This window comes from Haloarcula sp. H-hyl6 (assembly GCF_056934455.1).
This window is the reverse complement of the sequence record NZ_JBRIIK010000004.1, coordinates 316148-340207: the sequence shown is the minus strand read 5'-3', so window position 1 is coordinate 340207 and position 24060 is coordinate 316148. Positions and strand designations below refer to the sequence as shown.

At 59.0% G+C, this 24060-nt stretch carries 16 protein-coding genes and 5 pseudogenes; 10 read left to right on the top strand and 11 right to left on the bottom strand.

Annotated features, from left to right (window positions below; translation table 11 throughout):
- Positions 1 to 7 precede the first annotated feature (7 nt).
- Positions 8 to 1372, bottom strand: a complete 1365-nt coding sequence (locus Hhyl6_RS22085; protein WP_483741395.1) for a restriction endonuclease — start codon at positions 1370 to 1372, stop codon at positions 8 to 10.
- Between the two features lie 169 nt (positions 1373 to 1541).
- On the opposite strand from Hhyl6_RS22085, the gene Hhyl6_RS22080 reads away from it, so the two are divergent.
- Together Hhyl6_RS22080 and Hhyl6_RS22075 are read left to right on the top strand one after the other, a co-directional pair.
- Entirely contained in the window at positions 1542 to 2852 is a 1311-nt protein-coding gene (locus Hhyl6_RS22080; protein WP_483741394.1) for an RNA-guided endonuclease InsQ/TnpB family protein, read from the top strand.
- Between the two features lie 88 nt (positions 2853 to 2940).
- Complete coding sequence (locus Hhyl6_RS22075; protein ID WP_483739158.1) at positions 2941 to 4053, top strand: transposase; 1113 nt, start codon at positions 2941 to 2943, stop codon at positions 4051 to 4053.
- Between the two features lie 234 nt (positions 4054 to 4287).
- Here Hhyl6_RS22075 and Hhyl6_RS22070 read toward each other — a convergent pair.
- Both Hhyl6_RS22070 and Hhyl6_RS22065 read right to left on the bottom strand, forming a co-directional pair.
- Positions 4288 to 5211 (bottom strand): annotated as a pseudogene (locus Hhyl6_RS22070) (RNA-guided endonuclease TnpB family protein); the annotation flags it as partial.
- 254 nt (positions 5212 to 5465) lie between these two features.
- On the bottom strand, positions 5466 to 7127 hold the full coding sequence (locus Hhyl6_RS22065; RefSeq protein WP_483741393.1) for a transcriptional regulator: 1662 nt from the start codon (positions 7125 to 7127) through the stop codon (positions 5466 to 5468).
- Between the two features lie 103 nt (positions 7128 to 7230).
- On the opposite strand from Hhyl6_RS22065, the pseudogene Hhyl6_RS22060 reads away from it, so the two are divergent.
- The 3 genes and pseudogenes from Hhyl6_RS22060 to Hhyl6_RS22050 form a co-directional block, all read left to right on the top strand.
- Positions 7231 to 8011: pseudogene (locus Hhyl6_RS22060) on the top strand (hypothetical protein); the annotation flags it as partial.
- A 91-nt stretch (positions 8012 to 8102) separates the two neighbouring features.
- The gene (locus Hhyl6_RS22055; RefSeq protein ID WP_483741392.1) at positions 8103 to 8354 is read left to right on the top strand and encodes an AbrB/MazE/SpoVT family DNA-binding domain-containing protein; all 252 of its coding nucleotides are present in this window, start codon (positions 8103 to 8105) and stop codon (positions 8352 to 8354) included.
- Positions 8355 to 8789: a PIN domain-containing protein gene (locus tag Hhyl6_RS22050; RefSeq protein ID WP_483741391.1), complete on the top strand. Its 435-nt coding sequence runs from the start codon at positions 8355 to 8357 to the stop codon at positions 8787 to 8789.
- Positions 8790 to 8826: 37 nt separating this feature from the next.
- Here Hhyl6_RS22050 and Hhyl6_RS22045 read toward each other — a convergent pair.
- The 3 genes and pseudogenes from Hhyl6_RS22045 to Hhyl6_RS22035 form a co-directional block, all read right to left on the bottom strand.
- Positions 8827 to 8997, bottom strand: a pseudogene (locus Hhyl6_RS22045) (transcriptional regulator TrmB); the annotation flags it as partial.
- 122 nt (positions 8998 to 9119) lie between these two features.
- Positions 9120 to 9537, bottom strand: a pseudogene (locus Hhyl6_RS22040) (helix-turn-helix domain-containing protein); the annotation flags it as partial.
- Positions 9538 to 9643: 106 nt separating this feature from the next.
- Complete coding sequence (locus Hhyl6_RS22035; RefSeq protein WP_483741390.1) at positions 9644 to 10963, bottom strand: RNA-guided endonuclease InsQ/TnpB family protein; 1320 nt, start codon at positions 10961 to 10963, stop codon at positions 9644 to 9646.
- A gap of 185 nt (positions 10964 to 11148) precedes the next feature.
- Here Hhyl6_RS22035 and Hhyl6_RS22030 point away from each other — a divergent pair, with 185 nt between their 5' ends.
- Positions 11149 to 12261, top strand: a complete 1113-nt coding sequence (locus tag Hhyl6_RS22030) for a transposase (RefSeq protein WP_483741389.1) — start codon at positions 11149 to 11151, stop codon at positions 12259 to 12261.
- A 952-nt stretch (positions 12262 to 13213) separates the two neighbouring features.
- Entirely contained in the window at positions 13214 to 14260 is a 1047-nt protein-coding gene (locus Hhyl6_RS22025; protein WP_483741388.1) for an IS630 family transposase, read from the top strand.
- Here the strand turns inward: Hhyl6_RS22025 and Hhyl6_RS22020 are convergent.
- Positions 14252 to 14530, bottom strand: a complete 279-nt coding sequence (locus Hhyl6_RS22020; protein WP_483741387.1) for a transposase — start codon at positions 14528 to 14530, stop codon at positions 14252 to 14254. The genes Hhyl6_RS22025 and Hhyl6_RS22020 overlap by 9 nt on opposite strands.
- A 123-nt stretch (positions 14531 to 14653) precedes the next feature.
- Positions 14654 to 14938 (bottom strand): annotated as a pseudogene (locus Hhyl6_RS22015) (helix-turn-helix domain-containing protein); the annotation flags it as partial.
- A gap of 208 nt (positions 14939 to 15146) precedes the next feature.
- On the opposite strand from Hhyl6_RS22015, the gene Hhyl6_RS22010 reads away from it, so the two are divergent.
- Positions 15147 to 15593, top strand: a complete 447-nt coding sequence (locus Hhyl6_RS22010) for a type IV pilin domain-containing protein (RefSeq protein WP_483741386.1) — start codon at positions 15147 to 15149, stop codon at positions 15591 to 15593.
- A 531-nt stretch (positions 15594 to 16124) separates the two neighbouring features.
- On the opposite strand, the gene Hhyl6_RS22005 is transcribed toward Hhyl6_RS22010, so the two are convergent.
- The 3 genes from Hhyl6_RS22005 to Hhyl6_RS21995 all read right to left on the bottom strand — a co-directional run bounded on the left by Hhyl6_RS22005 (position 16125) and on the right by Hhyl6_RS21995 (position 19785).
- Positions 16125 to 16850, bottom strand: coding sequence for an RAD55 family ATPase (locus Hhyl6_RS22005; RefSeq protein WP_483741385.1), 726 nt, complete (start codon positions 16848 to 16850; stop codon positions 16125 to 16127).
- 193 nt (positions 16851 to 17043) lie between these two features.
- A complete protein-coding gene (locus tag Hhyl6_RS22000; RefSeq protein WP_483741384.1) occupies positions 17044 to 18264 on the bottom strand; it encodes a glycosyltransferase family 2 protein in 1221 nt (406 codons plus the stop codon).
- Positions 18265 to 18711: 447 nt separating this feature from the next.
- Positions 18712 to 19785, bottom strand: coding sequence for a DUF1616 domain-containing protein (locus Hhyl6_RS21995; protein WP_483741383.1), 1074 nt, complete (start codon positions 19783 to 19785; stop codon positions 18712 to 18714).
- Between the two features lie 165 nt (positions 19786 to 19950).
- Here Hhyl6_RS21995 and Hhyl6_RS21990 point away from each other — a divergent pair, with 165 nt between their 5' ends.
- Both Hhyl6_RS21990 and Hhyl6_RS21985 read left to right on the top strand, forming a co-directional pair.
- Positions 19951 to 22098, top strand: coding sequence for a carboxypeptidase-like regulatory domain-containing protein (locus Hhyl6_RS21990; protein ID WP_483741382.1), 2148 nt, complete (start codon positions 19951 to 19953; stop codon positions 22096 to 22098).
- Between the two features lie 188 nt (positions 22099 to 22286).
- On the top strand, positions 22287 to 24032 hold the full coding sequence (locus tag Hhyl6_RS21985) for a sodium:phosphate symporter (protein WP_483741381.1): 1746 nt from the start codon (positions 22287 to 22289) through the stop codon (positions 24030 to 24032).
- Positions 24033 to 24060: the final 28 nt, after the last annotated feature.

Here is a 24060-nt window from a genome sequence, read left to right as displayed (position 1 = left end):
AGCCCGCTCAGATGATGCCGCCGATGACGAGTAGTCCGACCACGAGCAGCAGCGTCGCGACAACGCTTCCCCCGGCCAGCCACTTGTTCTCCATCGCCTTCTCGTGAAGCGGCATCGCGGCGTACTCCTCGCGGAACGCCTCGAGGTTCTCCTCGTCGTAGAAGTGCTTCGTCTTCAGCGCGAATCGTTCCGTCACCGCACAGCCCGTACAGATCGGCTCACCTTCCAGCCGCTCCGTTTTGATGTGACTGGAGCAAGCGATGGCCCCGCAGTTCGGACAGTAGGTGTACGTCTCGTCGCCGCCGCTCGTGTCACAATGGACGCACCGATGGATGCCGTCCTCGGCGGTCACCCGTGACGGGCCTGCCGCGTAGTACTCGTAGGGGTAGGTGTACTCCTGGATGTCGGTGGTGTGCCGAACCTCGGGGAGGTACACTGGTTCGATCGACTGGACGGAGATATCCGAGCGGTTCGGCTCACAGGTTTTGTTGTACGTGACGTTGTTGTCGCCGGTGTAGGTCACCGTCGTCGTGTGGTGCTGCTGGAGGCGCTCGACGGCCCACTCCTTGTACTCCGTTTGGGTCTGCCCGAACCGGCGCTCCTCGACGTCGTCGAACACCTCTCCGAACTGCTCGGCGTCGAGGTCGACCGTCGCGTGGAGATTCTCGGTGACCAGCGTCGCGACGTCCTCGTCGACGACCTGCGGCTGCCCGCGCTCGGCGTGGGCGACGAATCGCGTCCGGTCGTTGATCCGGTGGATGACGCCCACCGACGTCTCGAAGACAGCGTTCGTGTCCGCGGTGACCGCGACCACCGGGCGGAACGACACCGACGAATGCGGTTCTGGAAGGTCGGCGGCTTCGATGTTCTCGATGTCGCGGAACGCCTCCGCGACGGCCGCGTCGACGTCGGCGGCCGGGTCGTACGGGCGGAGCGTCTCGTCGCAGAGAATCTCGATGCGCCCGTTGTAGAGGTCGAGGCCGATCTCGTCGGCGATCTCCCGGAGGTCCTCGCCGTCGAGTAATTCGATTGGGTGTGGGTCGTCGTTCTGCTGGAGGCGGTCGGCGTACTCCTGAGCCGGGTTCGTAAACCGGCCGGTCGTGACGACCATTCCGCGTTTGGGGCCGTCGAAGTCGAACGTCGCGATCGCCGAGTGGAGCTTCTGGACGACCGGCCGCCCGACCGTCCCGGTGTGCTTGCACTCGACAATGATCGCACGCCGCGTGCCGTCGACGACCTCCTCCATGAGGACGTCGCGGCCCTCGTCAACGGTTCGGTCGGCCTGGCGGACGTTCTCATAGCCGAGGTTCCGGAACACGTCCTCCATCACGTCCTCGAACTCGAACCCCGAGAGATCGTCCAGTACAGCCATCCTCAATTATGTGGATATGTGAGGGGAATAACCATCTCTTTTGCGATGGGATAAACCGACACAGCGAGCGGTAATTCACCGCGGATAATACGCCCAAAGAGCCCACCGCAGTCAAACATTAATCTTTACAATTTAGGCGATTATAACCTGTTATAGAGACGTTCCACGGATGTTGGAGATCCACCGCACCCACCGTGCGCGAATCCGCAACCACTCACACGTGGCAGAGCCACTCGACCGGCACGGGTGGAGTGCCAGCAAACTCTGGAACGTCGCCAACTACTACTCCCGCCAACAATGGAAAGACATCGGGAAAATCCCTAGTCACGAGGAACTCAAAAGCGAGCTGAAGGAACACGACAAGTACCGAGGGCTGCACAGTCAGTCCAGTCAGCGGGTTCTGGAGGAACTCGCTGAAGCCTTCAACTCGTGGTACTCCTCAGACGACGACCGGGACAATCCACCCGGATACCGCAAACGCAACTACTACGACGACCAAGGCCGCCGCGTCCACGAAGAACACCCGCGCAGCACGGTCACGTGGAAGCAGAAGGGCATCCGACACGACCCGAAACACAATCGCGTCCGCCTCAGCAAAGGCGCGAATCACAAAGACCACCCACGGGACCGCGATTACATCCTCGTCGAATACGAGACGCAACCCGGCATCGCGGTCGAGAACCTGCAACAGGTTCGTGCCGTCTACGACAACGCGAAGGAACGCTGGGAACTCCACCTCGTCTGCAAAGACGAGATTGAGACGCCAGACGCACCCGGAGAGGAGACCGCTGGCATCGACCTCGGTATCTCGAATTTCGCCGCTGTCGCCTACAGTACGGAAGAGGCCGAACTATACCCGGGTAATCGGTTGAAACAGGACGGCTACTACTTCCCGAAGGAGATTGCCAAGTGTGACGACAGTGGTGGCGAGAGGGCGACACGGCTGCACCGGAAGTGGTCTGAGCGCCGCCGGCATTTCTTCCACGCCCTCGCCAAGCACATCGTCCAGCGGTGTGTGGAGAAGGGCGTTGGCCGGGTCAACGTCGGAGATTTGAGTAGCGTGCGTCAGGATGAGAACGGTCAGGCGAAGAACTGGGGACAGCACGGCAACCTTGACCTGCACGGGTGGGCGTTCGACCGTTTCACCTCGATTCTCGAATATAAGGCGAAGGCCGAGGGGATCGAGGTCGTGGAAGTGGACGAGGGTGACACATCGAAGACGTGTGCTGTGTGCGGGAAAGAAGACGATGGGCAGCGTGTTGAGCGTGGCTTGTACGTTTGTGAGGAGTGTGACGCAGCGTTCAACGCGGACGTAAATGGAGCGGAGAACATCCGTCTCGACATCAACGACAGCGCAAGTAACTCCGAGTCCTCGTCTAGGGATAGGAGTACCGGCTGGTTGGCCCAGCCCGGAGTCTACCTGTACGACCTCTCCTGCGGATTCGAACCGCAGGCCGAGGTAGTGGACTCTAAACCTTAATATCCCAACGCTCGGGAATTCCATCTCTTCACAGTAGTTGCCGAAGTAGCTGAGAGTCGGATTTCTTCGGTGACACCGTACGAGGAGTATGGTCGCTACCACCGAGGCACGGCAGCTCTGTCGTGCCGCAGGCTCGCTTCTCTATCCCGCCTTAGACTTCGGAGCGAAACACAACGGCACCTATCCGAGTGAGGACTTCGCCAGAGTCCTCACTCGGAGTGCCTTCGAACGGGAGTTCACCAACACCAGTGCCAGACATCTCCAACTTGCCAGAGGTGAAACTCTCGATCTCGAAGACCGCAGTCCGCTGGCGAAATCTCTGCTGTACAATCTCGGCCGGATGAACGCGGACGCCATCGACGCCCAGTTCGATGGCGTCCGCGAGCAGTTCATCACGCAGACACACAGGGCTCGTCGCTTTCCGAACACGGCAGAGGTTGCGTTAGACCTCCACGAGTGGCTCTACTACGGCTCGAAGCAGACACCGATGGTGTCGCGAATCAACCCTGACCGCGGCACCGACCTCGCCTACGTCTTTGTGACACTGTGCATTGTGTCACCGGCAGCGCGGTTCACGCTCGCGTCCAAGCACGTTGCTCGGACCGACACACCGTCCCTGATCAAGGCGATCCGCGAGGTGATCGAGACGGCGCGTCAGGCCGTCTCGATCACCCGCATCTACTGTGATCGTGGATTGTATCGGGTAGAGTTAGTCGACGAACTCGTCGATCTCGGTGTGGAGTTCGTCATGCGTGCTCCCAAAACACCGGGAATCAAGCGCGACCTATCCGACCATGATGAGAGTGTGTTCGTCACTGACTACGCATTAGTGAAGAAGAGTTCACCGACGATGCGTGTCCCGGTGACGCTCGTCGTCGTCCCGCACCACTCGCGGGACGACGACTCGCTGTGTCTGATCACGAACCGGGAGCGGACGGTAGATGAAGCGGTCCCACTCGCGCAAGCGTATCGGCGTCGGTGGGGCATAGAAACGTCCTACCGGAAGATCGGTGAATTCCTGCCTCGGACGACGTCACCGGTGTTTGCGGTGCGGTTGTTCTACTTTCTGTTCGCTGTGGCGCTGTACAATCTTTGGATAGTGGTGTGTCTCCTGCTCTCTGAGCACCGGCGGGTGAAAACGCGCCCAGCAGTCTCGACGGCGACGTTTCGGTTCTTCCTCGGGCCAGTGACCTACGGATAAGCCTCGTCGGGGCGGCAGACCCGGGCTGGTGCCCGGGTCAGCACGCCCCTCCGTACTGGCGAGACTGACGGTCGCCGTAAATATCTCGTCTCGTCCATCACCACCTACTCGAATCACTGCTAAAACAACCGACTCAGGCTGGATTTCAGCAATCTCGCCGTCCCTCAGCGAACACTCTGCAATTTGAATCGGCAACTACTGTGAAGCCGTAGGATTCCTCCGGTAGGATGGTGGCTATGCCGTCCCCACGGAGGCAAGTTTCCCGTCGCCGGTACTCCGGTTTGTACGCTCCTCGTTGGGACTTGCCCTCTCGGGAGAGCGTGATAACTCCGACCAGTTGTGGTCGTCCCACGTGAGGCGTACGGGCCGTGCCATCGATCCGACTTCCAGATTCACGCCAGCATGTCGTTCCAAGAATGTTCGCGAAGCCCTAAGGTCGGCGTGTCCCTCGTAGCCACATGGACACCGGAACACGTCGATGTCTCGGTCTGTATCGTCGCGTTCGCCACACACCGGGCACTCCGCCGTCGTGTACGCTTCTGACTCGACTTCGACCGTGATGCCGTACTCCTCGGCTGTCGTCGCCAGTCGGTCGATAAACGAGCGATACGCCCAGAACTGGTGCGTTTTCTCGTTCACCTCTGCCGACCAGTGTGCCGACAGCACGTCCGTGAGGTCGCCCACGTACACGGTGGCAACGCCCTCGTCGTACAGTCGTTCTATCAAGTCACGTACGAGCGTGTCCTGTGCGTGGTCGCGTCGTCGTGTTCGCTTGCGGTAGAGGCGTCGAATCCGTCGGCTACTGTACCGCCCCTCGCAGAGTTTGGACTGCAAGCGGGCAATCTCCTCGGTGGTTTTACGGAAGCAGGCGAACAGGTCGCGTCCCTCGTAGAGGAACTGCTGGCCGGTCGTAGTCGTACAGGCGACGAGATTGTTCGCGCCCACGTCCAGCGCAGCCGATTCGTCGGCTAGTGGTGAATCCCGTCGAGAATCGGGGACAGTGACGGGTTGAAAGGCCCGGAACGTGTCGTCCACCTCGTCGGAGTACAGTTCCAACCGACCCTGTTCGCCCTCCCACTTCGGGTCGCCAGCGACTTCGAGGCGAAGTCGGTCGTGGTAGCCAAGCCCGTACTCCTCTTTGAGGTCTACAGCGTCCGGAGATCGAGTCTATTGAGTAAATGGAGACTGAGAAAGGAACTCTATCGATAGCGCCGGACGTGTAGTGGTGTGGGGGAGGGGTTGGATCGCAAACAAGTCACCGAATGTATCGAGTGGCATGTCAGTCGCCAGATCCAAAGCTCACGTAGAACTCTCCACCCCGCAGTTTCTCCCAGAGGGGTTCATCATCCTCTTCAAATTTCCCGTAGTCAATGAAGTCCTACCCACGCGTCGAGTATAATCTTAATGGAGAATCAATCGTCAGACGATTCAGCCCGCTGGTACGTATTGAGCCGACCGCTGCGGTCCACGGTGATCTGTCCCTCCTCCTCGAGCTTCCGAAGTTTGTTGTAGATCTGGTGGTCGGGGAAGTCCAACTCTTTTCGGAGGTCTTCGATCGTTTTCGGGGTCTCCAGCGAGACGAGCAGCGCGTTCTCGAGACAGTACGAGACGAGCCGCTCCGTGATTGGGGCGACAATATCGTGCCGCTCGTCGAGGACATCGAGCGTATCGAGCACAGCAAACGAGAAGAATTGGCCAGTGCGATCTTCCTGAGTCTTGATTTCCTGGAAGATGCTCTCCCAGTCGAGATCGGCTTGCCTAGCGATCAGTGCGGCGTCTTCGAGGTCGCCTTCGCGCTCCGTGATCGATTTGAACACGAAGATGTCGGTCAGCGAGAGCAGATGCACGTGGAGATTGTTGTACTCGAATGACTGGTCGCACCGCTCGATCATCGCCGGCGTTAGCTGGAGCTGGCCGGCGACCGCCTCCACGAAGATGTCCCAGCGCGGAAACCCCTCCTTCTCCAGCACAAGACTGGGATCAAGCTGGTTGTATGCCGCTTCCAGGTCGCCACGCTCCTCATATCCCAGATCCTGAAGCGCTTCAGCGATTGCGAAGAACGTCTGTCCGTCGTCGACGACGAGGTCGACATCTTTTGTCGAGTCCTTCAGGCCACGCAGAATGAGGTTGCCACCCCCGAGAAGATACACGTCGACAGGTATCTCCAGATGTGCTCCAAGCTCTTCGAGCCCCCGTCGAAGGCTATCTTCCGGATGTTGGCCGCGTGGGTAGACCCCATAATCGTTTGCGAGATCGATGAACTCCTCCCACGGGAGAAAGAGCTCCTCGTGGTGGACCTCCCGCTGATCAATGTATGCAAAGAGGTCCGCCCACTTCTCGACGCAGTCCCACCTGTTTGCGAGCCGCCACAGGTCGCTAGCGTCGAGGGTCGCGCGATGCGTGAGATAGAACACCCCGGCCATCGCCATCTGTTTTTTCGTCTCTGCGACGGTCACCGCATGGATCAGAACCGCTTCGAGTTCGAGCGAGCGGTCGCCTTGGTAGAGGTAGGTCTTCGCCGGATGGTAGTCGACGCCGTAGCGGGTGAACGCCGAGAACGCAGTCGGCGTTCCGTCGACGGTGTCCTTGCTTGTCGCGACGAGTCGGTCGCCGTTCGCGCGGTATTCGGTTTCGAACGGTGTTGTTCGGGTTCTGGCTTCGAGAAACGACCGAAGCGTGTCATCGGCGATCGCATACCCGTCGTCCGTGTGTGTGATCGCACCGGTCTCCTGGATTTCGTTCAAGTGCTTGTAGAGTGTGGATTTGGCGAAGCCCTGCTGTTGTAGTTCCGAAATCGTCTTCGGGCCGTCGAGAAGCGCATCCAAAATGTCCTCTTTCGTCCCTGTCAGCACTTTTTCGAGTGCGTATCGGTCGAGAAGCTCGGCAAGCAGCGTCGCTTCGTACGTGGTGGCCAGCTGTACGCCGTCGGTTCGGTCCACTAGGTGGTCGGCTTCGAGGTCGCCAACGACCTCCGACGTCCAGCTCTGACTTTTCTCGATTGCATCGGCTAACTCGCTAACCGAGTAGGACCGATCCCGCAAACAGTCGATAACCCGTAGCTCCGCTTCCCTCATAGATTCCACTCCTACCGAAGTATTTATAAATATATCGGTAAGAATGGAATAGAATGGCCTCCATAGAGATTGCGAGGCGGATACCCCGACCCTTGAAGTCGGGGAGGAAGCCGAGCACGTTGCCGAGCAGCACGACCAGGTCGCTCGTACGACAGAGAACCAAGCCCACGAGTACCTCCGATACGCCGTGCTTCGGGTGCTCGAAGGCAAGGCGGACCCCCTCCCAGCAGACTGGACGCCGGTCGACGGCGTGACCGTCGGCTACGGGAGCGACGAGGCGATGTGCGACAGCCGGGGCTCCAGCGAAGACTGGTGGGAGACCGTCCCGCCGCAGGAGGCGTGTACCCGCTTCCGGGTGTTCTTCCCGGACGACCACCAGACGGTGCCCCGCGACATCGTCGACGTGATGGCCGCGCTCGGTGCTTGGCGCGTCTGGACTGGGTGCGCAGCCGCGTGCGGCTCATACGACCATCGCGAACGCCGCGAGGTCCACTAAAGGCCATCCGGTGGAGGAAGCGCTCCACGAGCGGCTCAGTGTCCCTGCGGAAGCCGTTGTTCCGGACGGTGGCCGAACGGGCGACGTTCGCGACCGACTGGTCGTCGACGAGAACGCAGAGTTACAGGACGATCTCGAGCCCCGCACGAAGCGTGCCGTCGCCGAAGCAATGGACGTCTCGCTCCTCTCGAAAGGTGACCGTTACGAGGTACAGTCCGCGTCTGGCAACCGGTACGAAGTCGAACTCATCGACGAATCGTGTAGCTGTCCCGACTGGCAACAGCGCTCACCCGAGGGTGGCTGTAAGCACCTGCGTCGCGTCGATCACGAAATCAAACGGGGCCGTGTTCCCCAACCAGACGGTCGACTCCCCACGACCTTGGAATAGATTTACGTCCTCTTCTGGGAGGTTTCTCTTGTAGCACTAAGTAGTGTGGCGGCACACTAGACTTTTCACGGTGGGTCACCTACCGGGAGATATGAGCAGCGACAGGATCGACGCCGAAAGCAAGGTGTCGGGAAACCAGGCAAACATCCCCGCCCGGATTCGACGTGAACTCGATATCGACGACGGTGATCAGCTCCGCTGGCATCTCGAAGATGACGGGAGTATCCGGGTTCACGTCATCCAACAGCAGACAGGCACGTTCGCCGACTTCGACGGTTATGATGGTGAGGAGCCGACCGATGTAACCAGCGATCACGACGCCTGGGGCGTCGACGTCGAGTAAATGCCACGCGCACTCATCGACACGTCAGTCCTGTTTGCAGCCGCATACAAGCGAGATAATTCACACGACGCTGCACTCCCGGTCCTCCACGGCATCGACAATGGAACGCTCCCGGAGGCAGTCGTCCTCGACTACGTGCTCGCGGAAACACTCAACGGCCTCACGACCCACGCCGGCCACGACGCAGCCGTCGATCTCCTCGATCGCATCGAAGAAAACGCCCGCTTCCACATCGACTCACTCACTACCGACGCCCTCGCGACAGGGAAGGCCCTCTTTCGCCAACACGAACCCCTCTCCTTCGTCGACGCCTGCATTGTCGCGTATATGCAAACCGAGGGGCTCGGCTACCTGTATGCATTCGACGACGATTTTGACGCAGCCGAGGACGTCTATCGGCTCGATACAGCAACGAATCCCTACGATCCGAACTGACACTGGCTGACACCACAGCTGGCGACGACGTTCGGTCTCAGGATAGTCGCACCTCGTAGTCAGCCGCCAGCTCTAAGAACTCGTCCCACTCAGAGAGCTGGTCGTCGTCGACCTCGCCGTGCGTCTCGAGGTAGCGGGGCAAGGCGTCGATTTCGTCTTCAAGGTCATACTTCACCGCCTGCTCTCGGGGATCCTCTTCGTCGACGTCCGCGGTGAAGCGCTGATTGAACGCCGCGATCGCCCACCCACCGACGAGCACGTATGGCAGGTCAACTGCAATGACTGCCTCCAGGGAGTCCAGCAATTCGTATTCGCGTTCGCCGAGGCCCATGCATTGAGATGTGGATCCTCGTGGGACGCACCGATATTGCGGTCGTACTTGTCGGCGATCGTCTTCAACGCCGGGTCGTAGTTCATCCGGTACTCCAACATGTGCTCGATTGCATCGTCCAACGGAACGACCGGATTGCCGTCGACCCACTCGCGAGTGATCCCCCCCACTCGTCGGGAACAACACGTACGAGACTGTCGCGTCGTAGTCGGTCGCATCTGGCCGCTCTTCGATCCGACTCGGAATCCCGAACTCATCAAAGAACGCCGTCCACTGTTCGACATCCCGGTCAGCAACTTGGATGAGGATCGGATAGTCGTCGTGGCCGCGGGCGATCTGATAGCCGCCGTGGGTCCAGACGTAGACGCCGTCGATTTTCGTGTACGCAAACGGCATCCCGGCGAAGTGCGGAATGACTATGAACGCGGACGTGAACGGTGCGGTGAATATCCGCCGAAAGTTGACATCCTCCTCCGCGTGAACGCGGAGGAATCCCACGGCACCGCACCGCTGGGTTGGGATATTAGGGTTTGCAGTCTACCACCTCTGTCCGAGGTTGGAATCCTCGGGAGAGGTCATGAAGGTAGACTCCGGGCTGTGCCAACCAGCCGGTACTCCTATCCTCGCCCAAATTGGGTGCAGACTCGGAGTTACTTTGGTTCAAGTCGAGACGGATGTTTTCCGCCCCGTTCACGTCAGCGTTGAACGCCGCATCACACGTCTCGCAGACATACAAGCCGCGTTCGACACGCTGATTATCGTCTTCCCTACCGCAGACGCAACACGTCTTGCTCGTGTCGCGCTCTGAAACTTCTACGACTTCGATGCCCTTGACCTTGGCTTTGTATTCGAGGATGTTGGTGAAGCGGTCGAAGGCCCACCCGTGCAGGTCAAGGTTGCCGTGCTTCCCCCAGTTCTTTGACTCACCGTTGTCGTCTTCACGGACACCAGCGAGCTTCCCGACGTTAATACGGCCAACTTCCTCCTCAACACACCGTTCAACGATGTGTTTCGCTAAGGAGTGGAAGAAGTGGGTGCGGCGCTCCGACCACTTCTTGTGCAACCGAGTGGCCCGCTCACCACCCGAGTCGTCGCACTTGGCGATTTCCTTCGGGAAGTAGTACCCGTCTTGCTTCAGGCGATTGCCGGGGTACAAGTCGGCTTCCTCCGTACTGTACGCAACAGCGGCGAAGTTACAGATACCGAGGTCAACACCAGCCGTCTCGTTGCCGGGAGCAGTGGGTGTCTCAACTTCGTCCTTGCAGACGAGGTGAAGTTCCCAGCGCCTCTTTGCTTTGTCGTAGACGGCTCTGACTTGTTGCAGGTTCTCGACGGTGACACCGGGGCGCGTTTCGTACTCGACAAGGATGTACTCCCACGCTTTCGGGTGTTCCTTGTGATTTGCGCCCTTTGAGAGTCGGACACGGTTGTTCTTTGTGTCGTGTTTGATGCCGTTCTGTTTCCACGTCACGGTGGAACGTGGGTGTTCCTCGTGAACGCGGTTTCCAGCGTCGTCGTAGTAGTTTTTCTTGCGGTAGCCGGGCGGATTCGCACGGTCATCGGACGTGCGTTTGCTGTACCACGAGTTGAAGGCTTCAGCGAGTTCCTCCAGAACGCGCTGACTGGACTGCGAATGCAATCCCGTGTACTTTGAGTGACCTTTCAACTCGTCTTTGAGGTCGCCGTGGTCAGGAATCTCACCCGTGTCCTCCCACACTTGGCGGGAGTGGTAGTTGGCGACGTTCCAGAGTTTGCTGGCCGACCACCCGTGCCGGTCAAGCGAGTCCTCTACCTGTCCGTGGTTGAGGATTTTCGCTCGGTGGGTGCGGTGGACTTCCAGCATACTGAACGCCTGTATAATCACTTATACTCGCATCTCTTGTAAAGGTTCGGTTTGAGAACGGTGGAATATCCAGCCATGCCATCGACGGTGGGGTGTGGAGGAGTTGTCGGATTCATCCCGCGCCTAAACAGTAGTTGCCGAAGTAGCTGAGAGTCGGATTTCTTCGGTGACACCGTACGAGGAGTATGGTCGCTACCACCGAGGCACGGCAGCTCTGTCGTGCCGCAGGATCGCTTCTCTATCCGTCCATGGACTTCGGAGCGAAGGTCAACGGTACCTATCCGAGTGAGGACTTCGCCAGAGTCCTTACTCGGAGTGCCTTCGAACGAGAGTTCACAAACACCAGTGCCAGGCACCTCCAACTGACGAGAGGTGACGATCTCGACCTTGAAGATCGGAGTCCGCTGGCAAAATCACTCCTGTACAATCTCGGTCAGATAGACGCGGACGCCATCGACGCTCAGTTCGATGGCGTCCGCGAGCAGTTCATCACGCAGACACACAGGGCTCGTCGCTTTCCGACAACCGTCGAAGTCGCGGTAGATCTCCACGAGTGGCTCTACTACGGCTCGAAGCAGACACCGATGGTGTCGCGAATCAACCCTGATCGAGGGACCGATCTCGCCTACATCTTTGTGACACTGTGCATAGTCTCACCGGCAGTGCGGTTCACGCTCGCGTCCGAGCACGTCGCTCGGACCGACACACCGTCTCTGATTGAGGCGATTCGCGAGGTGATCGAGACGGCGCGCCAGGCCGTCTCGATCACCCGTATCTACTGTGATCGTGGATTGTATCGGGTAGAGTTAGTCGACGAACTCGTCGATCTCGGTGTGGAGTTCGTCATGCGTGCACCCAAAACGCCAGGGATCAAGCGCGTCCTATCCGACCATGATGAGAGTGTGTTCGTCACTGACTACGCATTAGTGAAGAAGAGTTCACCGACGATGCGTGTCCCGGTGACGCTCGTCGTCGTCCCGCACCACTCGCGGGACGACGACTCGCTATGTCTGATCACGAATCGGCCGAAGGCGGTGGATGAAGCGGTCCCACTCGCGCAAGCGTATCGGCGTCGGTGGGGCATAGAAACGTCCTACCGGAAGATCGGTGAGTTCCTGCCTCGGACGACGTCACCGGTGTTTGCGGTGCGGTTGTTCTACTTTCTGTTCGCTGTGGCGCTGTACAATCTCTGGATCGTGGTGTGTCTCCTGCTCTCTGAGCAACGGCGGGTGAAAACTCGCCCAGCGGTGTCAACGGCGACGTTTCGGTTCTTCCTCGGGCCGGTGACGTACGGATAAGCGCTGTCGGGGCGGCAGACCCGGGCTGGCGCCCGGGTCAGCACGCCCCTCCGTACTGGCAAGACTCTCTGTCACGGTGAACCGTCCATCTCGCCGGTCCCTGCCTATGCAAATCACTGCTCGAATAACCGACGCAAGCCCGGGTTTCAGTGATCTCGTTATGCTTCAGCGAGCTCTCTACAATTTGAATCGGCAACTACTGTAAAGGCGCGGGTATTCTCCTCGATTCTGTATAACTCAGAGTCCCCCGACGGGGGATATGAGTAACGGGTGGTTGGCACAGCCTGGAGTCTTCCTGTTCGACCGCGAGAGCGGACAGTTCACACCGAGAGAGCAGGGAGACTGCAAACCGTAATATCCCAACGCTCGGGATTCCTCTGCCTTCAGGCGGAGGAGGATCCAACTCTATACAGATATACTGTCCTTGGCTCCGGTAACCAGATCCGCCTCAGCATTCGAGCAGAGCTGAATTAACCAACAAAGGTTAGTATTTTCATGTCTAATACGACTTATCGAGTTCGAAGACAGCAAATATGGCAAATGATTGGGGAATTTCTAGACGAATTTGTACTACTCGTAGTGATTGTTCGAGTCGTGGTTTGAGAGCGGCGAGATCGGTGGGCACGTAGTTCGCCAGATCGTCGTATTTCACTGATTTCTAGATCTGTTCGACTGGATTGAAGTCTGGCGCATATGTCGGGAGGAACTGGATATCGATGGCGACCGTGGGGGCCATCGGTCATCCAGACGTTGCCATCATCCTCGCAGTTGGTTTGTGCGCCGGATAATTGTCCCAGATGCAATCTTGTCCGCGTTTGTCGAAGAGATCACGCAGCAAGTACGCCATCTTCTCGCTATCAACGCTTTTCTCAGAGATCCAATAGTCCAGGGCGGTCGCGCCGATTGAGTGGTCGACGCTATGTTTGAATCTACAGAGTGCGTATAGATTCTGATGAAGACAGCTCGTCGGACTGAAATGGTGAAGCATCTGTCGGAACACCAGCTTGATGAAGCGATCAATGAAGCCCAGAAGGCGGACGAGACCCGTCTCGTCCGACGACTCTGCTTCATCAAGAACGTCTCTCTCGGCGATACCGACGAAATGGCTGCACGACGTGTCGGTGCGTCCCAACCAACCGGTGGACGCTGGCTCAAAGCCTGGAACGAAGGTGGAGTCGATGGACTTCGACCGAGCTTCGCGGGCGGCCGCCCCGCGAAGCTCTCTCCCGAACAGTTTGAGGAGTTCTTTGCGCTCCTTGAAGACGGCCAACCGTGGACACCACAAGAGATCGACGATCTTCTCTGGGACCGCTACGGCGTTACATACGATCGAGCCCACCTCGCTCGAATTCTCCGTGCTGATGGAATGCAGTACGCAAAACCGCGACCGATGGACCCGCGACAATCACCGGATGCTGAAGAGGATTTTCGTGAGCGCCTGGGAGAGGCGCTCACGAAAGATACTGGTGATGAGCCACTTGTTCTCGGCTTCTTCGACGCATCCTGGCCGCAACCGTTCGAGAACTCCCAACGGGTGTGGTCGTACGACCGCACCGTGGAAATAGAGAAACCACTGGTCACGGTTCCCTGGAAAACGATTGGCTTCTACGCACTTCTCGGCCAGAGCACGCTCATTTTCCGAGAGCGAACGACCAAGGAGAGCATCTGTGCGGCATTAGAGGCGATCCGCGAGCAGAATCCGGTCGGGCGGATTCTGCTCATCGACGACAACGATGGCGGGCATCATGCGAATCTTACCCAACAACGGGCCGACGAACTCGGCATCGAGTTCGTCTTCCTCCCGCCGTACTCGCCGATGTTCAATGCCATCGAACCGCTTTGGAAGACCCTCAAACGGAAGATTTCGCCAGAAATCTTCCAAGGCGAAGACCACTTCGAGCAGTTCGTTACTAACACCTTTCTAGACCTGCCGAACCGTCTTGGATTTGCAAATCGCTGGATCGAGAAATTCCTCCCGAACATTCAGAAGTTACGCTGACCACTCTTTCGGCGCGACCGTCAAGGCTGCAATCGCGCGTACACTCTTCCAACTACCCGAATTCCGGTGGACCGGTGTTTGACCACGCGGTGCCCATGTTCGCCGAACCGTTGACTGCAGCTGGACCGCACTCTCGTCAAGAAACACCAGCACAAGATCGTTCAGTCGCGCTTTTTTCAAGTGCTGGAACGTCTCGTGTTCCCAGCGACGAACAGCTTCCGCATCGCGCTCGCGAGCACGACGCTCAGGTTTCTGGCAGCTCCAGCCCATCTTTTTCTGCCGTGTTGAATAGCGGCCTCTGAGTCGGGGTGGAGCGACCCTGATTTTGAGATCACTCTCACCACTCGCTCACAAGCCGCCTCAAACTCCGACCGACCACGCCAGATCCGCTATTCAACACAGCATCTTTTTCAGATATCGCCAGACAGTTGTTTGACCGACAGAGACACCGAACTCGTGTTCGATCACTGCAGCGATGCGTTTGAGCGTCCAGAGATCCGTCTCAAAACCGTTCGCTTGCGGCCCTTCCAGTAGGAGGTCCGCAAGCGCCGGGAACTGCTCTTCGGCGAGCTTTGTCGAAGGACCGCCTTTGACTGACTTTGCGGTGAGCCCAGCGTCACCGTCAGCTTCGAAGGCGTCTTTCCACCGGTAGACCGAACTCGGCGATAGGATGGGAAAGAGACTGGCTGCAGTGGTGGGTCGTCACTGACTGTCGGGATCGGTAGCGAGTGACTACGGCCGGCACAGAGGGCGTATACCCGGTTCTCTTGGCTGAAAATGACACTGATAACGAAAGGTAGCACTCGCAGACACCAACTAAAAACCGGCTATCGCGCAAACGGTAAACACCCTTTATGATACCCTTCAACGTTCCAACAAATGGACCATGCGAGTTAGAGACCTGATCAACGACGACGATGCGGTGTCGCCAGTCATTGGCGTCATCCTCATGGTCGCGATTACCGTCATTCTCGCGGCTGTGATTGCATCGTTCGTCTTGGGGCTGGGAGCACAGACGCAGACGACGCCACAGGCGAGTTTCTCGTTCGAGTACAACTCGAGCGGGACGAACAATGTGGTCGCGGTTACGCACGACGGTGGGGATGCAATCGCCCCGTCAGAACTGTACGTTCGGGGCGATGTGAATAGTTCAAATCCTCAATTGAACAGCGATGGGAGTTGGGCCGGGGACACCACGGGTTCACAGGTAACTGCTGGTAATACGGCCCAAGTCCGAGTCCAAAGCGATAGCTACACGATCCGTGTCGTCTATCAGTCCGCGGAAAGCGACAACTCTGCGACCCTCAGCCAGGACACCGGTCCAGACGCGTAGCACACCAACCGTTTTTTCGAGGGGGTGTTGCTCAAACAGGTAGCAGGACACCGGCTCGATCTCACTGGGGTGGCTGACACCCACTAGTCGTTTATTGTCCGAGCGACCGGCCAGCTGCAGTGCGACAATGGGGATGCGATTCTCATTGTGTCTGGGCCGTGTGGCGTCGGCGTGTTTGCCGAGGACACGTCGACGTCGCTGTCCACGACGGGCCCTAGCTTCTGCTCTAAGAGCGTGATCCGGCGACGGCGTCGCTCACGATCTCACCACCCCGCCCGGCTACTGCAACCCGTGAGTTCCATGGCCCTGAACTCGTAATCTGGCTCGGGACCAGCACGCGATCCAGCAGAGGTACAAGACACAGGTGGACCACGTGTCCGATATCGGCCTCTGCTTGGTCAACTGGATCGTGAAGACTGCCACTCGAGGGCTGGACGTCTTGACCGACCAGCCTGCAGCCCCACAGGTCCAGAGACGGCGACTCGGGGCGTCCGCGATGAAGCAGTGGCATGCCAGTCAACTCCTGCTCACCTAAATCGGGAACTCATCGTCTCCTAACATCGAGAAAGCAGCACCGTTTTCGTGGACCCTGAGGCCATCGTGGTCGATCTCTATCGGGTAGATATCGGTCTCGATGTTCTGCTTGCGCATCTTCGACACCCAGACGTAGCGGTTGACGCCGGTGTCGGTCGGCATCTGGATGAGATAGATGTTCCCGTCGGTGAGGTAGTTCTCCAGTCCGATGTCCGTGTCGGGGAAGAGCGCCCCCTGCTCGTTCGTCAGGAGCGACGTCAGCCCGTTCTCGCCGAGGATGTCAGTGAACTTCAGGAGATAAGTCCGTGTCTCTTGTTCGTCCTCGAAGAACAATTTGAACATCGCCAGCGAATCCAGTACTAATCGATCGTACTCTTCAGCTTCGATATCGTCGAAGAGGCAGTCGAGCGACGAGTAGAAGTCACTCTCCTGCAGGAGTTCCTGCTTGTCGTACACCTTGATGTCGCCGTTTTCGACGAATTCAGGCCACGTATCGAAACCAAGCGACTCGGCGGCCTGCTGTAGATCTGCCTCGTTCTCCTCGAAAGAGAGATAGATACCCTTCTCGTCGAACTGTTCGACGCCGTTGTAGAGATACTGCAGACAGAGGATGGACTTCCCAGTACCGGGGTTGCCGCTGATAAGTGTCGTCGAGTTCGTCACGAGACCGCCGTTGAGGATGGCATCGAGACCGTCGATGCCGGTTTTGGTTAGATCTAACATGATATATCAAGTTATAGTGTAGTACCTGTATCTCTCGGTGTGGAGACTGGTAAATATTTTCACTCCCAACTTATAACTATACATACAGGACTACCGCTCTTCATCAGTGTGGCGGATAAGCCGCCACAACATTCTTCACCGTGCTACAGAGGGTGCTTCACCTGCATGTAGAGTTAGCTTTCGGCTCGCTACGTCAACTCCGTTGCGACGCGACAGCACTCATGAAGAACGAATTGAAGACAGTCTGGAGTCCCAGCACGATCGCGCTAAAGGCAGCGATGTCGGCCATCACTAATGGAAGCTGCGTAAAGCCACTCGCAATCCACTGCCACGCTAACAACCCGGCGTAGACGGCACCGACACCGAACAGCGTGAGTCCAGCCGTCACCCCACGATCCAAGCGAAGTGTTCGCGTCAACCATGTCGTGATCGGGTCTGTCGGCCGGCGGATCGGATCCGCAGTGACCGTCGCAAAGACACCCATGCACAATACCTGGAAACCGACAAGTACCAACAGACTCCCGGCGATCATCGAATGCGGACCGAGTCCCACACCGCCGACTGACACACCGGTATAGGCAATGCTCATTACGAGCAGCCCGAGGAGTCCCAGGCCAATGCCGGGAATTGAGAACAGATTGCCAGGCGCGTTCACGAGCATGAACCGAACGTGACGCCAGCCATCGCGGAAACTATCGAGCGTCTCTTCACCTTCTCGCTCGTGATAGATGATCGGCACCTCCTCGATTTCGAGGTCTCTGGCGCCGGCGTCCATAATCATCTCGCTGGCAAACTCCATGCCGTCGGTCTCTAGCTGGAGTTCCTCCAGCGCGTCCCGAGTGAACACGCGGAAGCCACTGTGGGCGTCGCTGACGCCGGCGTCGTAGAACGCGTTGAGGAACTTCGTCAACAGTGGATTCCCGATGTACTGATGCAGTGTCGGCATCGAGCCATCGCGAATCTCACCCTCGAGCCGACTCCCCATGCAGATATCGGCGGAGCCATCGCGAACCGGTTCGAGCAGCCGTGGAATGGACTCGAAATCATACGTCGTATCAGCATCGCCCATGACGATGTAGTCCCCACGGACGTGATCGAACCCATAGCGGTAGGCGTACCCGTACCCCTTTCCGTCTGGTTCGACGACGATCGCGCCCATCGAGCGCGCGATCTCTGGCGTCCGGTCGGTTGAGCTATCGCTGATGATGACCTCGCCAGGAATCTTCAATTCCGCCAGCGCCGTTTTGACGCGCTCGATACACTCTGCGATTCCCGATTCTTCGTTGAGCGTCGGCATGACGACGCTAACGACAGGCTGAATCTCACTCTCTGCATCGCAGAGCCATTCTGCGTCGTCATGGTCGGGAATCGAGACGTCCTGCGTTCCGTGTGACTGGTTCGTTGCCTCACTCATATTCTCTGTGTTGCTGTCTGAACCTGGAGAGCCACCGCTGTGGTGCGCCCCAAGTAGATGGCTTTGTAGTAGATCTCATTGGTCGACCCGAATTACATTCGCTTTGCTAGCACTGCCTGATCGCATCGCGCCACGCTGTTCCGCTCATGTTGGTTTCTCAGTACATACGACTGGTCTCGTGGATGGGCCTCACTCAGGTGTCTGCACTGTGTGCCTGGATCGCAGGCTGCCCACACTCGACACAGACGTATGCGCCTTCGATCGTTTCGGTCGCCGGTGCGTTGCAGTCCACACATTTGACGGTGGTACTGCGAACGCTTCGTGGGTACCTCCCCATTGGCAGATAGATTATACTACTCTGATAAATAACCCACCCTTTCTGACAAGCTATGTGAATCTATGTTGGACTCTACTTGGCACGGACTGCGCCACTATTGCTAAGCAGGCTTACTGCTCTGTGACGTTGACCCACAGATGTAATTCCCGATACGCCTGTGACCGGTTCAGCGGCGTCGACGGCGCACCCTTGTACAGGAGATACTGCAGTCGCAAACGATCGCCAGTCAGCTGTGGCGTCACCGTATGCTGCTGGTGCCAGGTCGCATTATGCGCAACCGTCGGCTGGAACCTACGTAGTTCGCTTGTCTCTCGGACCCGTGTTTCGTTCCCAACGATGTCGACCCGTTGGAGTTCGACAATCACGGTATAGTTCGTCCGTTCGTACTCCTGATTGCCGATGCCCACCACCAACTCTCGACTCTCACCACGCTCGAACTCGGTTGGATAGTCATCCGCCACGAGGTCGCCGGTCTCGTTCTCTGTCAACAGGTAAAACTCCGTGAACTGCTCGCCTTGCTGGGGGACAGCCACAGCGAAGCCGACACTCCCCAGCGCAAGCAGGATGCTCAGTACTAACACCACGTTCAGCGCAGCGTCAGTCCGCGATGGCGGCGCCAGCAACTCTTGCTTCCCAGCGGTAATCCACGCCCGATACGGGACCTGGAACCGTTCCTCGGGTGGGAGTTGCCACCGCCGGGTTGCGCCCACGGCAACGAACACGAGGGTCAGCAAACTAATACTGACGAGGATCGGGACGAGCCGGATGCCGAACGGCGTGAAGTTCAGCACCAGCCCCACCAGCGGGACGATGGCGATACTGAGCCCGAACGATAGCGCAGTGCGTTCGATGCCATCGATACCGCGATCCTCGAGCGCACCTCCATCAGTGGCTCGCCCACCTGCCGCCCCCGACTCATCACGTGAACTGCCCACCGGCGAGTCGTCAGTAGCGCTGGCGGGGCCAGCCCCAGCCTCCGGAAAGAGCGCCGCGATGAACGCATAGCCGGGAATGAAGAGCACGAATGCAAGGCCAAAGACGACCCGGAGTGGGGTCTCGGAGATGACGGGGAGCAGGACGGAGAGGTTCGTCAGCACCACCAAGAGCACGATCGCCGCGAGATCGGCCGGCAACTCACGGACCTGCTTTGGCAGGAGCAATTGCCACCTCGATTCAACAGCCATTAGCGGTCAGTTAGCGAGCGTGAGCAAAAAACCGACGATTATGCGACAGAACCAGCATCCCCACAGCTCGTGAGCGACAACGTGACCTGCTCGAATCAGGGGTGAAAATCACAGCTGAAAACTGACTCCACACCTTTTTATACAGCACAGAGCTAGGTGCGAATTGTGATACGGGGTCTATGGGTCTGTGCTGCCGTTCTCCTGCTCTGTAGTAGCCCGCTGGGAGCAGTTACGCCGGCGACTGCGACGCCGACGGCCCAGCAGGCAACCCCAGCAACCCCGACAGCCACGAACGAAACCCAGCAGGAAAACCCAGACGCCGTCGAGGAAGGCCAATACAGTGCTGAGGCAGCCCAATGGCTTTCAGGCGCCCTCACTGACCGACTCAGAAACGGGACGATCGAACTCTCCCAAAGTGAGTACGATCGGGCACGCCAGTTTCTCGGCGAGGACTATCGAGAGCGACTCTCCCAGTACGCCGACGTCGCCGGCGACACCGACGACGGCGCCGACAACGAGGCAGCCACCGAGTACGAGCAAGCACGGCAGAACGAGCGCGCGCTGGTGAACCAGACACAACGCTATCAGCGCCTACATACCGAATATGAACAGGCTCGCGCAACCGATAACGACCGTCGTGCCCGACGACTGGCCAAGCAACTTGAGCGAACGGCGGCCAATGTCTCGGAACGCCGCCAGCGGTTGAACGCGAATTTCGCCCAGCTCACGAACCTGACCGGGATCGAATTCACCGCCGCCCGCGAGAACGTCAACGAGACGGCCGACACAATCGTCACGACACAGGCAACTGTCCGGACCCAATCGCTGGTCGTGACAACTCTCAATGTGCGTGCACAGCCAGAGACGGCCTCATTCGCCGACCCGACAACGCTCCATGGGACGGTGAGACAGGCCGACGGCACGCCAGTCCGGAACGAACGAATTCGACTGACTGTGGCCGGCCATTCCCGGACGATTCGGACGAATGCCACTGGTGCGTTCACGACAACGTTCCGACCTCGGAGCATGCCCCTCGGTGAGCAGTCGGTCACGGTACGGTATCGCCCGAACGCGACGTCGCTCTATCTCGGAACCACCACCACTGTCGACGTCACGATTCAGCAGGTTACCCCCACTGTGAACGCTACTGTTACACCGCGGACCGTCGGCTATCGTGACCAGCTCCGGATCACGGGGTCGGTGACGACGGCCACGCGCGGCGTCGACGGAATCCCAGTCGTAATCACGTTTGGTGAGACCGTCATCACCCGCCCGACAACCAATGCCAGCGGGCAGCTAGCACGGACTGTGCGCGTACCAGCGACCGTGGCTGAAGGGAACCGAACGCTGTCCGTTCAGGTGCCCTACGACGAGCAGGCCATCGCCGGTGTTGGCACGTCGACTGCGGTCACTGTCGAACAGCGCCAAACAAATCTCTCGATTACGGCAAAACCGAGCGGCCAACGCATCGCCGTGTCGGGGACGCTGACAACAGCTGCAGGCCGGCCCGTGCGCGCCCAGTCGGTCACCCTCAGGGTTGCGGGCGGACAGACACGCGTTGTCGACACAACCAGGAATGGAAGCTTCCAGACGACGCTTGCAGTCCCATCGAACAGCAGCGCAGGTGACGCTGTGACGGTGACTGGCACATTCGACCAGCCAGCGACGAATCTGGGGGCGGCCACTGCGACGACAGTGGTAACGGTGCCGGCGGCTGGTGGTGGTGTAACCAACGGAGAGACCAGTCCTGATACAGACACCAGCCCTAGTGGGGTCGACGCGATCACGACGTTCGTCGCTGACCAGCCCCTACTCGTGAGCGTGCTCGTCATCGTCGGTCTCGGGCTTGGGATGGGTATCGTGCTGGTTGCCCGCCGAGGAGAGCTTGGCCTTGGGAGCGCGTCGGACACCGAATCCACAAACGACACGGCTGCCCAGCCGGCGACTGGCACACAGACACAAGCGAATGAGCCCACCCCGGACCAACCCGGCTTCGTCGACCTCGCGACCGACTACATCGCTGACGGAAACTACGACATGGCGACAGAGGTGGCATTCACGTCACTGCGCGACGAGATCAATGCGGCTCACGACATCCCGGAGCACGCAACCCACTGGGAGTTGGTGTCGTGGTCGCGCCAGAACGAGTTCGACGACGCACAGATTCACGACCTCGAGACGACGGCCAAACTCTTCGAGAAGGCCGCATACGCGCCGATAGCGGTATCACGTGATGAAGCTGAGACCGCGATCGACGCGGCACAGCGATTTACACACACAGCCGAGTCGAGCCAGTCCGAGGTATCGCCTTGAATGCGATTCCCGTGACGGAGATGACTCGTTTTTGGCACCCCATCTGTTACACTATTAGTACTGTATCAGGACTCGGGACCGGGCTAGCCCGGGTGACGCTGCGCTGGCACGCCTGCCTCACTCAGACCTCCCCTGTTCCAGCCACCGGATACAAACGCTGATAGGCGCCCCCACTCAACGCCCTAGCAATGCATTCCGGTCGCCGTACGCGAGGCTATCTGTTTGTCACGGTCACTGTGTTTGCAGTGGCACTCGCCGCGCGCCTCTGGTCACTGCACTGGAGCCCCCTTCCCTCGACGCTTGACGGGTTCCAATACGTCTCGTTTGCGTCGGAGACGATTCGGACGGGGGCGTTCCCACTCGATCGATTCCGAGCAGACAGCGTTGTGTTCACGTCGCTGCTGACCGCAGTGGGTCTCATCACGGGTGATAAGCCACTCATGCTCGCTCAGCCCGTGGTCGCTATTACTGGTGCTGCCTCCTGTCTCACCGTGATGGCCCTGGCCCGCCGAGTCGCTCACCACTATGGGTGGCCCACAAATCGAACCGTCCTGACTGCCACAATTGCTGGCTTGGGGGTCGCTGTCGACGGCCTGTATGTCCGCCGAAGCGGGATCACCGACGAAGAGGCACTCGCGTTTCTGTTGATTCCGTTGGTTGCGCTCGCTGTCCATCGGCTCTTCCAGCGACGGCATCAACGCATCCGCTGGCTCGGGGTCATGCTCCCCTTGCTCGGGATGTTCCCAGTCTTGCACACCTTCAGCTCGCTTGTGGCCGGCCTCACTCTCACGGGCGTCGTCGGTATCGCCCTAGCTCGACTGCCGTCACGACGCGATATCGGACTGGGGTGTGGCCTTGTTGGTGCGTTCTGGGGCTACGTATGGGCGTATTACGAACTGGCGGCCCAGGCCGGGTTGTTTGTGCCCTATGTCGATCGCGTGACGTCGTATCCCGGCCTGTTTCTGGCGTGGCTCATCGTCCTCGTCATCGGCGCGATCTGGCTGCAACGGACGGCCGCGCGGTTACAGCGGCTCGCCATCGGTGGTGTGCTTGGCCTCTGGTTCGTTCTCGTTGGTGTGAACGTTGGCCGCTCCGTCTTTCCAGGGATGCAGACCACGCCGGCCGGGCTCAGTGTCTTGATCGTCGCGTTTGCCGTCCCCGTCGGGCTGGCACTCGTCGGCCTGCCAGCAGTGAGTCGGGATCGGACTGGCTCTGGGAGTGTTGTGCTCGCGCTATTGCTGGCCCCGATCGTCGTTGTGTACTTCTCGTTGACGGCGTCGCTCACGCCAGAGTATTTCGATACGGCGATCCGCGGCCACACGTTCGTTCACATCGCCGTGTTCGTGTTGGCTGCCGTCGGCGTCGGCGTACTCATCGGCCGATTTGGGGGTGAAGCAGACTCCGATACCCGACAGTCAGTCCCCAGCACTCAGGAACAGCGCGTCGCGAATGATGGCGGCCAGACGATGCGCCGGGGGCTTGCTGCTGCCCTCGCAGGGCTCGTGCTGCTCAGTGCAGTTGTGACGCTGCCGGTTGCGTTTGTCCATCTCGATACGCTGACCGCACCGAGTGTGACCACTGAGACACAGTTTGCGGCGGCGTCATTTACCGCCCAGCACTCGACGAGTCCGTGGGCGACGGACGACCCGCTCGGCCGCGTCGCCGCACATACGTATCCCGCTGGTGCGAACAATTCACAGCGATCCGTTGTTGAGTGGGGCCGTGGTGGTCCGGCGCCGGCCTGTCCGACGCTCGCGCAAGCCTCGTGGGCGACGGCTGGGATCCACCTGTTCCCGGCGCCTGCCGAACGGCTGTCACAGAGCGCGTTAGCGCAGTGGCGCACACAGAACGACGTCGTCTATTCAGCCCGTGGAGGGGTTCATTCGGTGTTTCTGGTCGTGCCGTCGCCAGCGCACAATAGTACCGCGTGTTAGGCACAGTCGGCTACGTGTGTCTCACGTG